The following is a 13,560-nucleotide window of genomic DNA, read 5'->3' as shown; positions in this document are numbered from 1 at the left end:
CTTCGTGAAGAAATTGGCAAATGATAGTCTACCAATTATCAAAGTGACAATTAATCATACATAATGACAAGCACTTACTTATTTTTTAACAGATTGTCCTTATTGGGTAAAGTTATCGAGAGCTTTCCAAGCGAGGAAATAACTAACGGTAATACCAAGTAATAGACACAAACGGTATAGAGGACGATTAGTGCAATTTCGATGAGCGCATAAGACGCCCCAAAGGTTAGGGCAATCGCTAAGGCAAGAACGACTAGTAAAATATAGCGAATGATCTTGCCATAGCTGGCAAGCGTTGGCCGAATCCATTCCAAAAGCGATAATTCCGTGTACCTAAAGGACAGTCCCAAAGCGACAATTTGCCAAGCAGCAATCGCTGTTAGGATTGACACGGAAATCAGTGGCACCTGCCAATCAAATTGATTAATGTTAACAACAAATCGCATGGTAATGTATGCAAGTTGGAAGCCGGTCACGGCAGCCATTAAAAAGGTGATGGTCCAATAAAACGGCTGCAGAATTGCTCGACTGACAATGAAAACGGATGCTAAGACACCGATAATCACAATTGCCAGCAAGGAGATGAAATGGTGATTCAGTTTGGATTGGTTAATGGCCTGGGTTACCGGTTCGCCGCTGATGGCAACTTGCGCCTTGGCAAGCGGCGTTCCCCTTAACTGTAAGTTAATTTGATCACGGATTCGATTAACTTGTTGGATGTTTGATTGGCTGGAAGGTGCGTTTTTCATCACAATCTGTAAAGTGGTGATCTTTTTGTTGGCACTCGTGTAATTCAGCCTCGTCTGCAAAAAGTCGGTGTCAGCTAATTGCGCCTTGGTGATGTAGTAAACATTAGCCGCGCCGGATTGTTGGAGACCGTTTAGATAATCATAAATGCCATTTAACTGGTTGGTTGAACCGTGAACCTGGTTGCTGACTTTTTTAAGTTGCTTTTGAACCTGATCAATCTGTTGGCTGTAGTTTTGAAGATTGTTATAGCTGTTTTGACCGTAGTTTTGGATCACCTGACCTTCTGTGCTCAATTGGTTAAGGCCGCTAGAAACCGCTTGAAGTGACTGATTGAGTTCATTGATCTTGGCCTGATAGGCGCTAACACGACGCGAAGCGCTTTGTTGAACAGCACTGCTGGAATGAGCTGCCGCTCGATTAACTTGAGTAGCTAACTGACTGCTGTCACTAATAATTTGATTACTGCGTTTCACTAAGTTAGCCATGTCTTTCACTTGTTGCTTAAGCGAAGCCAAATTAAGATTGCGGTTGCTGTTTTTGATGCTGCTTGAAGCTTGTGAAAGTTGGCCGGTAGCTTCTTTGGCATTTAACCCAATTGATTGAAGCTGGTTGGAAACATAGTATTTTTCAATTGGCATCCCGCCTGGTTGTGTCAAAGAATAAACGGCATCCACGCCTTGGGTATGCTGAAGCTTGGTGGTTAGAGCATCAAGGTGCTGGAGATACTTTTCATTATCTAGTGGCCGATCGTTTTTGAGATAAACCGTAATCGGAGTGGCCTTGCCGGCAGAAAAATGGGCCTGCAGTAATTGGGCGCCCTTAGTTGCCTGATTAGTTTGAGTTAGATTGGTCATTGGCGAAAAGTTTAAACTATTGTGATAGAAATAAATGAATGGCAAAGTAATGTAGAGAACGACTAAGACACTCGCGATTGGCTGCCAGAGGGAAAATTCGGTCGCTCGCGTCCAAAAATGGGATTTCATTGTGGTTAGCGGCGCATTGGCCGGCCAAAAAAGACTTTCTCCCAGGGCGGCGGTAAAGACAGCGTTTAACGTGATCGTTGCTAACACTAAGACGATATAAGTAATTCCGAGGGACCAGAGTGCTTGAATTTGATCGTAATTGACAAAGCTGCAGGCGAAGAAAATGAGCGCCAAGCTACCCCCAACAACAGTGATTGGAAACCTTAAGGCAGCGACAACTTGTTTGGTGGCGTAAGTGCCTTCTCGCTGTAATGCTAAGACGCTTCTAAGCTTGCGGTAAAGGTAGATATTCCAGATCGTCCCAATCGTGAGCGTGGCAATTCCAATTTCAAGTGGAACATACTGGGAAAACGGCAGGTCAAAGAGCTTTGATAAATTAAGTGACAGACTATAAGCGGTCACAAAAGCCGAAAATAGCGTAATAAAAGAAATGAGTGGCGCAAATACAGATCGGAAATAAATACCAACAATCAAGATTGAGACAATGAATAACGCAATTAAGACCAGCTGCGTGACTTGTGAATTTTTCTGATTATTAACGTCACGGATAATTTCGGGACTGGTAACATAAGATTTTAACCCCTTAGCTTTTACCTGTGAGACAAGCTCATTAACCAATACTCTTAGCGTATTGCCGTTGGCGTCCAAATCTAAGGAAGCCATTTGAGTTGAACCGTCCTTTGACTGAAGCTGATTCTTGCCGGCGACATTCGTACTTAACGTAACGATTTTCTTAATGCTGTAATAAGATTGGTGGCGTTTGAGCTTGTTAAGGGCGTTATTGATTTTGACTTGCTGAGCGTCCGTGATTTTTCCCTTTGGATTTTCATAAACCACGTTAACTGAAGTCGTGTTGCCCAATTGATAGCCCCATTGCTGGCGTAGGCGGTTAGCTTTTGCAGGCTGTGAATTTGTGTTAAAGGTTGGTTGACTATATGATTGTAGCGCGTCTGTGATGTTGGGTGCTGAAATAATTGCAATAAAAACGATAATCAGCCATACTAACAACGTAAACAGCCGATTTCTGTGTAATTTTAGAATAGTGTCTTTCATGAAGTCGTCCCCTAATATGTATGTGTGAAAAGGCTCATATATTAAAAGTTTACCATTTTATAACGGTGAGTGCGATACGTTTCCGCTTGATTTAGGGTTCAAAATGATAATAATTTCTAAAGATTGTTGGATTGGGGCGAGGATAGCTGCGCAAGGCGGGGATCTGCGCGTAAGCACCTTTACGAAAAATTCCAAGCCCGGGATTTCCGGTCAAGTCATCTTAAGCTCCAGCTTCTAAGTGCTTTGCTGCGCTCACTATTTTTAGGACAGCTGCGCCAGGCAGAAACCTCCATATAAGCACCTCTAACAGAAATCCCAAGCCCGGGGATTCCTGTTAGAGGAGACTTATATTCCGGTTTCTAAGCGCCTGGCTTCGCTCACTATTATTAGGACAGCTCCGCAAAGCAGAAAGCTGCGCGTAAGCCTACTTGCCCAAAAATCCAAGCCCGGGATTTCTGGTCAAGTAAACTTACACTCCGCTTTCTAACCGCTTTGCTGCGCTCACTATTGTAGGACAGCTGCGCAAAGCAGGAATCTGCGTGTAAGCACCTTGGCAAAAAATTCCAAGCCCGGGAATTTCTCGCCAAGGAGCCTTACACTCCGATCCCTAAACGCTTTGCTTCGCTCACTTATTTTAAGGGGGTCATTGGATTTGTGTACAAGTGTTTTTCAGATTGGGCAAACGGATGGGGCCCACGTGATTGCCAGGACAATGGATTGGCCAAGGCTGGGGGCGCGGCCAGTATTTTGCCCGCGCAACTTTGAGTGGTCCTCAGTTTATGATGCCCAAAAGTATGTAACAAAATACGCGTTAATTGGTTCTGGTGGCGCCCATGATCAAGAAATTGATGTGTCAGATGGCGTGAATGAATTTGGGCTGGCCGTTCAAAAATTGACCTTTACAAATGGCAGTGACTTAGTTGAAGAACCGGGTATAAACAAAGTTCATTTGGCACCGTTTGAATTATCTTTTTATCTACTATCTAATTTCCGCTCCGTTCAAGAAATTGTTGACCACATTGAAGATATTGAATTAATGGCGGATAAAACCAGCTTAAAAAAGTATGGGCATTCCGAATTACATTTTGCTGCCTGCGACCGCACTGGCAGAAGTATCGTGATTGAGCCGGTAACGTCGCCAATTGAAATAATTGAAAATCCATTAGGCATTCTGACGAATAGCAATCATTTTGACCGCCAGATTGATCGACTGGCAAAGTATTTAGACTTCACACCGGCCTTCAAGACACATACCGTTCCGTTGAACACCCCTCGAGTCACAACGGGAAATGTTTCTGGCAAGGCAATTCCGCCAGGATCCTATTCGCCGGGATCGCGATTCATTCGGGCAGCTTACCTCAAGGAAAGAATTGATCTGCCAAAAACTGAGGTTGAAGCCGTTGATAATTGTTGGCACATTTTGGATGCGGTGAACGTGCCCAAGAGTCAAGCGCACCAACCAACATATTCAGTTTATCGGGCGGCGGTTTGCTGTGAGAGCTTAAATTACTATTATCAGCCCTATCACGCTAAATCAATTGTTAGAATTCAATTGACCGATCAATTGATTCGCAATAATCAGTTACGATTCTTTGACGTTCCCGATGAAACTCGGTTTGTAGATCTTTGACGGTGTAATTATTGTAAAGTCGAAATGGGAGAAAGTTGATTGCAGAAAAAAAGTTGGCGAATTATCTTAATATTGCTGGTGACTGGTTTGGTGATCTTTGCTGGATTAACTATTCGGAATCGTGCGAGTCGCCAAAAGCAGGCGCGACCAAACGTCCCAACACTTGTTCAAAAGCACCCAAAAACCGTTCCGAAAAAGCAACGGGAGCGATTTATCAATCAGATTGCTACACCAGCAATTAAGCAGTATCGACGAGATCGGCGGATTTTGCCAAGCGTGGTGATTGCCCAAGCTATTTTGGAATCGCGCTACGGAACTTCTCAGCTGTACAGAGCAGCCAAGAATCCGTTTGGCATTAAGGGGGCTTATGAAGGCAACTCAGTGGCCTTTTACACGCGCGAAGTCATTAAAGGAAAGTCGGTTCAAGTATTAGCCAATTTTAGGAAATACCCAAGTTTAAAGGCGGCCATTTTGGATCATAATCGACTTGTAGAAAAGAAATTTATTAAACAAAAAAATATCGTGAGTTACCGCACCTCAACGAGGATGCTGCAGGAAAATGGTTATGCAACTGATCCAAAGTATGCTAGTAAATTGAATCATTTAATTGTAAAATATCGATTGAGTAGGTATGATTTAAAAGCGATAAACGAGTAGAGCAGTGGTAGGACAAAGCGTTTGATACTAGCTCCTACTTTACGTAGTTGTCTTAAAAGCGATGAGCAATCGGAAGGCTCTGCGGGTGGACTGCTCTTCTTTAATTATGGATTGGTATGGGACCCATATAAAAAAGGTTCCCTATTGGATTGAGGGTAAATTTCCTGAGTGCCGTCGTACTTTAATCAATAAATAACTTTTTGATTTTTCATATGTATAATTCATATATATAATATAAGTGAAAGCTAAGCGGAGGGATGCTAAATTGTTGGATTGGGTTTCGAATCTGTACGGCCCGTTTTTTGATGCACATAATTGGTCAACGGTTATCACAAGTGGTGATGATTGGTTGATTATCTTATCACTGGTAACGATTGAGTGTTTGCTATCAGTTGATAACGCGGTGGTTTTAGCCGCCCAGACGCAAGCGCTTCCAACGAAGGCTCAACAAGAAAAATCATTATTTTACGGATTATGGGGAGCTTATCTCTTTCGTTTCTTAATTATTGGTATCGGAACGTTTTTGATCAATTTTTGGGAAATCAAAGTGATTGGCTCCCTCTATCTGTTGTATTTGGTGTATAGTTTCTTTAGAAAAACTCGGGTCGTTCGAACCCATAAACTAGCGGGTAAATCAAAGACTGGCTTGTCGTTATTTTGGTCGGTTGTGTTACAGATTGAATTTATGGATGTTGTATTCTCAATTGATTCGGTTCTCGCCTCACTAGCGATCTCGCCTAATCCGGTTATTGTGTTAATTGGTGGAATGATTGGGATCCTTGCGATGCGGGGCGTTGCTGAAGTGATTATGAAATTAATGGCGATTATCCCAGAGCTTCAACCAATGGCGTATATTTTGATTGGCCTCATTGCGGTGAAATTATTCTTGTCAATTCCAGTTATCGATGTTGAAATTCCCGCGCCGCTTTTTGGTCTCATCGTGTTGGTGGCAATTGTTATAACGCTGATCATCCACTATGTCAGGGTAAAGAAAGGCAGGAAGATAAAAAATGAGCGTTCAGATAACTCCTGAGAATTTAAGAACAGAGGTCAATAATAAATTAACGGTCATCGATTTTTGGGCACCATGGTGTGGTCCGTGCAAAATTTTGGATCCAATTCTTGAAGAACTGGAGAAAGATTACGGTGATCGTATGAAGTTTGCCAAAATGAACGTTGACGGCAACCAAGCAATTGCTGAAAAGTACCACGTTTTAAGCGTCCCCAGCTTGGTGGTTTTCAAAAATGGTCAAGCTGTTGAAAAGGTTACCGGTGTTTATCCAAAAGAGAAGCTGGCAAAATACTTTGATCAAAAGTTGGCTGAGGTGGCGGCTATTTAAATGGTTTGATACCATTTTGACGAGCTTCTTGTGTCAGTTGAGTGTTCAAACGGTCTAATCCTTGCAACGGGAAGGTAAATAGCGGGGCGAAGAGGTTGACCCGGTGAGGATCTGGGACAATTTGGTTTGGTTTTAAATTTGGCAGCCTGTTAGCCAAATCGGCTTGCGTAAGGTTCAGTTGCCTTGCGTAATAAATGACACGCTGAAAGATTAAGTTTTTGAACCATAAATAATAAACGATTAAAGCGACCGCAATGTACCAAAAAGCTGTCCAAGTGATACCAATCTTCGCTGGGGACAAAAATTTAAAGAAATATGCTAAAATAACAAAGAAACCATATGATAAAATACTAATGATCGTAATCTTAGATTTTGTGGACATAGCTAACCAACTTTCTAACAAAATTTGGATGAGTCTTTCCTTATAATTATAACAACAGCCAATAAAGAGAGTGTGAGATAAGATTTTGAAGTTTTCAGTGGAAACAATTAGACAAGCCGATTATGTACCGGTTAACGGTGTAATCGCTGATAGTTATCGAAACGACGCCCCCAATACGGATGGGGATGAGGTCGATATGGTCAATCGATTGCGATCGTATTCAAAGTATCAACCAAATTTCGAGGTCGTAGCAAAAGATCGTCAGCACCAAATTGTCGGTCACGCGCTCATGATTCCAGTTACGGTGCGGTCGCCATGGCATTCATTTGACGTTGTTTCAATTGTTGAAATCAGTGTTGGCCGCGACCATCAAAACCAAGGGATTGGTCAAGCGATGGTTATCGAATTGGAGACCAGAGCGCAATTAGCTGGCTATCCGGCGGTTAGTGCGATTGATAATTCTGATTTCTTCTTTAAAAATAATTACGTTCCAGCGGATAATTTTGACATTTTCTCGACATTATCCGTTGATTTGAACGCCAATATGATTAAACCATTGGCGGATGGCAGTTTGTTCAATAAGGGTGGTAAAATATATTATCCTGAGGAATTCTTTGGCGTTCGAAACACTGAGGTTTAATTAGATGTTTATAAATAAGTAGTCAAGCTATCTGGGTGTCAGAAAGTCAGTGGGTGATGCGAACTGATCAGGATAGCTTCACAAAATACGTTATCAAAGAACGGATAATAACTAGATCCGATATCGTCTAGTGAGGAGCTAATTGAGCTTAAAGTTGGGTGGTACAACGGTGAGGCGTCCCTGTCGCGTGAGGTGGGGGCGCCTTTTTTAGTACGCGGAGCCAGGCGATTAGAAAACGGAGCATAAGTCTCCTCGGCCAGAAATCCCCGGGCTTGGGATTTTTGGTCGAGGTGCTTATGCGGAGTTTTCTGCCTGGCGGAGCGTCATTCGGCTCGGTAGCCAAGAAGCAGAAATCCCCGGGCTTGGGATTTTTGTCAGAGGTGCTTATGCGCAGATTATTGCCCAGCGGAGCGTCATTCAGCTCGGTAGCCGAGAAATAGCAATCCCCGGGCTTAAGATTTTTGGTCGAGGTGCTTATGCGGCCTTTTCTGCCTGGCGGAGCGTCATTCGGCTCGGTGGCCGAGAAGTAGAAATCCCTGGGCTTGGGATTTTTGGTCGAGGTGCTTATGCGGCTTTTTCTGCCTGGCGGAGCGTCATTCAGCTCGGTGGCCGGTCCAGATTCTCAGGCTGGGGATCTTTGCCCGAGGTCTTTAATGAGGTTCCTTGCCCGAAGCCAAATAGATTGCCCCCGACTCGTGGTCGTTGGCGTTCTTTGCGTCTCAAAATTTTTAAATGGTTACTTTATACATACCATAACAATCAAAAAAGGAGTTTCATTATGAAAAATAACCAAAGCGCCAATCCGATTGGCTTAATTGAAGGAATAATTGTTTTAGCGGTGATGCTTATGATTATGGGAATCAGCGTGATTAAATTTCAAATTTCACCCGAGGTGCCGATCCTTTTTGTCATTCTACTGTTAATTGCTTGGGCAAAGGTTCACGGATTTTCTTGGGATTTCGTTAATCAGGGGATTATTAACGGCATTACAACGGGGATTATCCCAATGTTTATTTTCATTCTGATTGGTGCGCTGATTAGTTCTTGGATTGCGGCCGGCGTGATTCCTTCATTAATGGTATTTGGCTTTCAGCTTATTTCTGCGGAGTGGTTTTTACCATCGGTTTTCTTAGTTTGCACAATTGTTGGTACAGCGATTGGCAGCGCATTTACGGTGGTATCGACGATTGGCATTGCGTTTTTAGGGATGGGATTAACGCTGGGAATTAATCCTGCAATGATTGCGGGGGCAGTCATCTCCGGTGCTATCTTTGGTGATAAGACGTCGCCATTATCAGATTCAACAAATTTAGCGTCCGCGGTGGTTGGCGCAGACTTGTTCAGTCACATTCGAAATTTGATGTGGTCGACAATTCCGGCCCTGCTAACCTCTTTGGCCGTATTTTTCATCATTGGTCACTCAAACGCGCAACTGGATGAGCATTCGGTTAACCAGACGGTCAACGTGTTAACGACTCATTTTAGTGTAACTGCCTGGGCGTTTCTGCCAATCGTACTAATGTTTTTATGCGCATGGCGAAAAATTCCGGCTATCCCAACGCTGTTTATTAATATTGTGGTCGCTGTGGGAATGATTTACGTGGAAAATCCACGAACAAAGATTCAATCGATTATCAATACTTTGACTAATGGGTTCGTTGCCCATACTGGTAATAAAAGCGTTGATAATCTCTTAACCCGTGGCGGCATTATGAGTATGATGGCAACCATTGCCTTGATTATTTCGGCGTTAGCCTTAGGCGGCTTGTTAATGAAATTTGGGATCATTGACGCGGTGATGGGGCCATTGTCCAAAAAGCTCAGCTCAAATGGCGCACTCGTTACAGCGGTCATTATGAGCGGAATTGGCGTGAATTTATTTGTCGGCGAACAGTACTTGTCCGTGATCTTACCCGGAAATGCTTTTAAATCAACCTTTGATAAAGCCGGTTTAGCACCAGTTGCGTTAAGCCGAGCTTTGGAAGATGGCGGAACAGTTATTAACTATTTGATTCCCTGGGGAGTCGCGGGCGTTTTTGCGGCCAATACGCTGGGCGTTTCAACTATTCATTACTTGCCATTCGCAATTTTTAGCCTGTCATCGCCCGTATTTTCGATTTTAAGTGGGTTTACCGGCATTGGTTTGAAATATTTGCGTGGACGACCAAAAGCCGATTAACTTGAGTAAGAATAAGATTGGAAACGCTTTGGAAAAACGTTTTAATTACTTTATTCTTAACAAACGTTACCTAACTATTACATTAATTACACAGACCCTTGTTTTCTTAATACTGTCGATATTGCATAGTAACAACGTAATTATACACTATGTACTGTTGATCGATGAGGTCAACAAAATCTAGACACAGGACACAGATATAGGAGTGTGTAATTTTGAAAAAAGTACTATCTATGATTCTCGCAACTTCAGCCGCAGCTATTGGTTTATTCTTCGCAGGTTCCGCATATGCTTCCACAGTAGTTACAGTTAAGTCCGGCGATACCGTTTGGGGCATTGCACAACAATACAATACCTCCATCAGCGCAATCGAAAATGCAAACAACCTTTCGAATGCAAATGTGATTACAGTTGGTCAACAGTTGACTATTCCAGGTGCAAATGATTCAGCAGCCGCAACAACTTCCACTACTCAAGGTAACAATCAAGCTGCTACAACCACTCAAGCACAAACAACTAACCAAACTCAAACGAGTTACAGCCAACCACAGACATCAACTCAGGCATCAAGTAATTATGCAAGTAACAACACGACTTCAAATTACTCATCAGCTGCTTCAACTGGCGGTAGTGCCAAAGCTTGGATTGCCAACAAAGAATCAGGCGGTTCATACTCAGCACGAAATGGCCAATACATTGGCAAGTACCAATTATCGGCATCATACCTTCATGGTGATTATTCAGCAGCAAACCAGGAAAAAGTCGCTAACCAATACGTAGCAAGCCGTTACGGTTCATGGTCAGCAGCTCAAGCATTCTGGCAAGCAAATGGCTGGTATTAAGATAGAGCGTGATTAGACCCGGGTTGACCCGGAAGTCTAAAAGAAAATCATCAGTAGTGAGCAGGTTTTGCTCATTGCTGGTGATTTTTTTAGTCAGTGTCAGGGCCGGCGGAACGGGTTTCCGCAAAGTGGTAGGGAAAGGATCTAATGATGAACGGTTTTTGTTCATTGTTGGATCCTTTTTTATGTAGCAGAGCAAGGCTATCTGAGTTATTTGTGTAAGCATAAACAGTCAATAGTTGAGTGAAGTAATCCTAAGAATGATTCATAGTTGAGTAGCTAAAAATTTTGGTTTGAAAACATGGACAATTAACAACTTGTAATGCTAATATGACAAAGTATGTAAAGTACAAAATGATTACAGAAAGCTGTTCAGTTGTTCTGTAATTTTTGAGGGGAGTTTTAATAAATGTTTTGGAAAAAGAATCAATGGCTTTTGGGGTGCTTAGTTGCTTTGACCGGAGTCTGCATTGGGATGAGTAATTCATCTGCCGACACGCAGATGACTAATGATACTCAAAATACGAATTTACTCAATCAAAATGTAAGTGAATTACAATCACTAACATCTGTCAGCTCATCTGCTGACGATCAACATACTTCTGGTGAATACGTAGATGACAAAGTCCCAACATTTCACTTCAAGTGGCAAGTTTCCAACAATGTTTTAACTATTTTGAGTGGTCATCTTGGGGTGCCAGCTGGTGGCGTTGATGACCAATTTCATCCATACTCAATTTCTAAGCTTGACAATGGTTATTACAGTTCCCATCATAATAATTCCAAATTAGCAAAAGTAATTATTGCTAAAGGTGTGACCACTGATCAATCACTGGATGGGTTGTTTGCAAACTTAAATACAGATGAAATTGACCTTTCTAATCTGGATACGAGTGATGTAACTGACATGGCCTACATGTTCTATTCAGATAATACTCAGGTTACGGGGCTGGACAAGTTGGATTACAGTCACGTTACCAGCATGGAAGGGATGTTCTCAAATTGGGAACCTACGGGAAATTATATAGCCAATGACGCGAACATACTAGCCAACTCTAATGTCTTGAACAAGATGCTTGCCCAAATCGATGTCTCACACGTTAAGAACTTCTCATATATGTTAGCGACAGATCAATATTATATCGATATCTCAAGTTGGAACATGAGCGGTGTAACGAACGATGGTGAGGCGACTACCAAAAATATGTTCGGAATTACCTTGTGGGATCGGATTTACAATACACCGGCGGTAATCAAGCTAGGGCCTGGTGATAAATTTAACTCACCGCAAACGTTTATGATGGTTAATGGTAGTTCGGGGATTATCGAACTGGCGGATGAAAAAGGGTATGCAGTCAATGGTGTCGAACAACCACAGCTAGTCACGACAACGCCAAATGATGGTAAGACGCCACTTCAATATCAGTTGGTTGGTAACGGAAATGTCTTTAACCCAGAGGGGAACAAATCTTTAGACCTGGCAACTTTGTACAGTCATTCATCTTCTTCAGTTCCCCAGCAGCCCGAAACTTATGTGGTCAGTCATAAACCGTTTAAGGGAATTTTGATGGTGAGCCCGGCTGCAGTGACGCTAAATTATAAAGACCAGTTTGATCCTGAGAAGTATTTGTATGGGGACTATACACTTTATCATTCAATTGACAGCACTGGTCGCTGGCTGACCAACAAGGATATTACCGTTACGCCAACGATTGATACTTCCGTACCCGGAACTTACAACCTCACTTATTCTTATGAAGGACAAACAGCCAAGCAAACAGTGGTCGTTAAACCTAATCCCTTTCAATGGCAACTCAAAGATTTAACATTAAATCTTGGCGATAATTATACCCCAAAAGACGGCTTCATTTCTCTTACGATTCAAAACACAGATATTAGTGGTAAGCCAGTTACAGATGTCTATGACGGTAGATACTTTGATGAACTTATTAAGGCCGGTATTATGACGATCACTGAAACACCTAAAGTGGATACAGCAAAAGCGGGCGTTTATAAGGTAACATATGCAATACCACAAATGACCAGCCAAACTGCAACCGTTACGGTTAAGGATCAAAGTGCCCTGGAGCTTAAAGATGTTTCACTTAATCAGGGCGAGAAGTTTGATCCAGCGACTGCCTTTGTTTCGGCAATTGGACCTGATGGCACTAAGTATGCAAAGTACAACGATGCTGTGAAAGCCGGGATGAAAATTGACACATCTAAATTAAACAATGCCAAGCCAGGGACTTATCCAGTTACTTATCGTTTGGGTGAAACTCAAAAAACGATTAGTGTCAAAGTGATTGCTCAAAGTAAACCAATTCATACAGATAATAGTTCAGCAACCGGGACCATTGTGTCCAGAAATACAACGGGAGTTAATAACGATTCTTCTGTGAAATCTATTCCTGATCAGCAAAAGGCACAGAGCGCTACTGCTGATCAAGCAAAGTCTGAATTTAAAGTATATGCTAAGAAGACAGTATATCGGTATCAGAATGTTAACTTTAAAAAGAATCAGCGGATTAAAAAATATCGCCAACGAGTGAGAATTTATGCACCGATTTTTCACGTGGTTGGAACGCAAAAATCGACTAATGGCAATTTGAGATATGTTTTAAGTGATGGCAGTTTTATCACAGCAAAGGCCACTTATGTTGCGCCCCTTTACTGGCAGGGTAATTATCATAAACTATATGTGATTAATCCTAAAGGTACTTACGAATACAAATCGACAAGATTTATGCATCTGAATCGGGTTAAGCATTTCAAGCAAGGAACTGTGTTAAACGTTAAGAAAGTTGTTCATTCCGGCTTAACTACTCGTTTTAAGTTAACAAACGGTCATTATATCTCTGGAAACAAACAGTGGACGGCGATTAATCGGCCTAACGTGCCGAAGCGGGTTCTCGTCAAGCACAACCTCTATTTATACCGCGATGTTAATTTACACCATAAGGAATCCCTGATTAAGACCCATCATGTTCTTAGAGTAGTAAAATGGGACTATGCCCATGGAAATTCATTAAGATATAAAGTAGCCGGTGGTTACATCACTGCTAATTCACATTACGTTAAGCCAATTAAATGATTTATGAAAG

10 protein-coding genes are annotated in these 13,560 nt (G+C 42.3%); 8 read left to right on the top strand and 2 right to left on the bottom strand.

The annotated features are described in order from the left end of the window. Positions 1 to 74: 74 nt before the first annotated feature. A complete protein-coding gene (locus YK48G_RS11235) occupies positions 75 to 2,786 on the bottom strand; it encodes an MMPL family transporter (RefSeq protein WP_203630809.1) in 2,712 nt (903 codons plus the stop codon). A gap of 652 nt (positions 2,787 to 3,438) precedes the next feature. Between YK48G_RS11235 and YK48G_RS11230 the strand changes: the two genes are divergently transcribed. The 4 genes from YK48G_RS11230 to trxA all read left to right on the top strand — a co-directional run bounded on the left by YK48G_RS11230 (position 3,439) and on the right by trxA (position 6,413). Further along, positions 3,439 to 4,416: a linear amide C-N hydrolase gene (locus YK48G_RS11230; protein WP_203630808.1), complete on the top strand. Its 978-nt coding sequence runs from the start codon at positions 3,439 to 3,441 to the stop codon at positions 4,414 to 4,416. Between the two features lie 39 nt (positions 4,417 to 4,455). Beyond that, positions 4,456 to 5,073: a glycoside hydrolase family 73 protein gene (locus YK48G_RS11225; protein WP_203630807.1), complete on the top strand. Its 618-nt coding sequence runs from the start codon at positions 4,456 to 4,458 to the stop codon at positions 5,071 to 5,073. 265 nt (positions 5,074 to 5,338) lie between these two features. Next, positions 5,339 to 6,106 (top strand): TerC family protein, encoded by a 768-nt coding sequence (locus tag YK48G_RS11220; protein ID WP_203630806.1) that lies wholly within the window; start codon positions 5,339 to 5,341, stop codon positions 6,104 to 6,106. Further along, positions 6,084 to 6,413, top strand: a complete 330-nt coding sequence (trxA, locus tag YK48G_RS11215; protein ID WP_203630805.1) for a thioredoxin — start codon at positions 6,084 to 6,086, stop codon at positions 6,411 to 6,413. The genes YK48G_RS11220 and trxA overlap by 23 nt, the downstream gene beginning before the upstream one ends. On the opposite strand, the gene YK48G_RS11210 is transcribed toward trxA, so the two are convergent. Then, positions 6,406 to 6,795 (bottom strand): hypothetical protein, encoded by a 390-nt coding sequence (locus YK48G_RS11210; RefSeq protein WP_203630804.1) that lies wholly within the window; start codon positions 6,793 to 6,795, stop codon positions 6,406 to 6,408. The genes trxA and YK48G_RS11210 overlap by 8 nt on opposite strands. Before the next feature lie 97 nt (positions 6,796 to 6,892). On the opposite strand from YK48G_RS11210, the gene YK48G_RS11205 reads away from it, so the two are divergent. The 4 genes from YK48G_RS11205 (at position 6,893) to YK48G_RS11190 (ending at position 13,550) form a co-directional block, all read left to right on the top strand. Continuing rightward, positions 6,893 to 7,435: a GNAT family N-acetyltransferase gene (locus YK48G_RS11205; protein WP_232365359.1), complete on the top strand. Its 543-nt coding sequence runs from the start codon at positions 6,893 to 6,895 to the stop codon at positions 7,433 to 7,435. 778 nt (positions 7,436 to 8,213) lie between these two features. After that, positions 8,214 to 9,614: a Na+/H+ antiporter NhaC gene (gene nhaC, locus YK48G_RS11200; RefSeq protein WP_203630802.1), complete on the top strand. Its 1,401-nt coding sequence runs from the start codon at positions 8,214 to 8,216 to the stop codon at positions 9,612 to 9,614. A gap of 233 nt (positions 9,615 to 9,847) precedes the next feature. Beyond that, entirely contained in the window at positions 9,848 to 10,456 is a 609-nt protein-coding gene (gene apf, locus YK48G_RS11195; RefSeq protein WP_203630929.1) for an aggregation-promoting factor, read from the top strand. Positions 10,457 to 10,865: 409 nt separating this feature from the next. Further along, the gene (locus tag YK48G_RS11190; protein ID WP_203630801.1) at positions 10,866 to 13,550 is read left to right on the top strand and encodes a DUF5776 domain-containing protein; all 2,685 of its coding nucleotides are present in this window, start codon (positions 10,866 to 10,868) and stop codon (positions 13,548 to 13,550) included. Positions 13,551 to 13,560: the final 10 nt, after the last annotated feature.

The organism is Lentilactobacillus fungorum, from assembly GCF_016860605.1.
In the GTDB taxonomy this organism is placed as follows: Bacteria; Bacillota; Bacilli; order Lactobacillales; family Lactobacillaceae; genus Lentilactobacillus; species Lentilactobacillus fungorum.
Note: the sequence above shows the minus strand (reverse complement) of the source record. Positions and strands in the feature narration are given on the sequence as shown.

Excerpts from the sequence above, each read along its gene's own strand:
- trxA (WP_203630805.1), top strand. The coding sequence starts at position 6,084 with ATGAGCGTTCAGATAACTCCTGAGAATTTAAGAACAGAGGTCAATAAT.
- YK48G_RS11190 (WP_203630801.1), top strand. The coding sequence starts at position 10,866 with ATGTTTTGGAAAAAGAATCAATGGCTTTTGGGGTGCTTAGTTGCTTTG.
- YK48G_RS11235 (WP_203630809.1), bottom strand. The coding sequence starts at position 2,786 with ATGAAAGACACTATTCTAAAATTACACAGAAATCGGCTGTTTACGTTG.
- nhaC (WP_203630802.1), top strand. The coding sequence starts at position 8,214 with ATGAAAAATAACCAAAGCGCCAATCCGATTGGCTTAATTGAAGGAATA.
- apf (WP_203630929.1), top strand. The coding sequence starts at position 9,848 with ATGATTCTCGCAACTTCAGCCGCAGCTATTGGTTTATTCTTCGCAGGT.
- YK48G_RS11210 (WP_203630804.1), bottom strand. The coding sequence starts at position 6,795 with ATGTCCACAAAATCTAAGATTACGATCATTAGTATTTTATCATATGGT.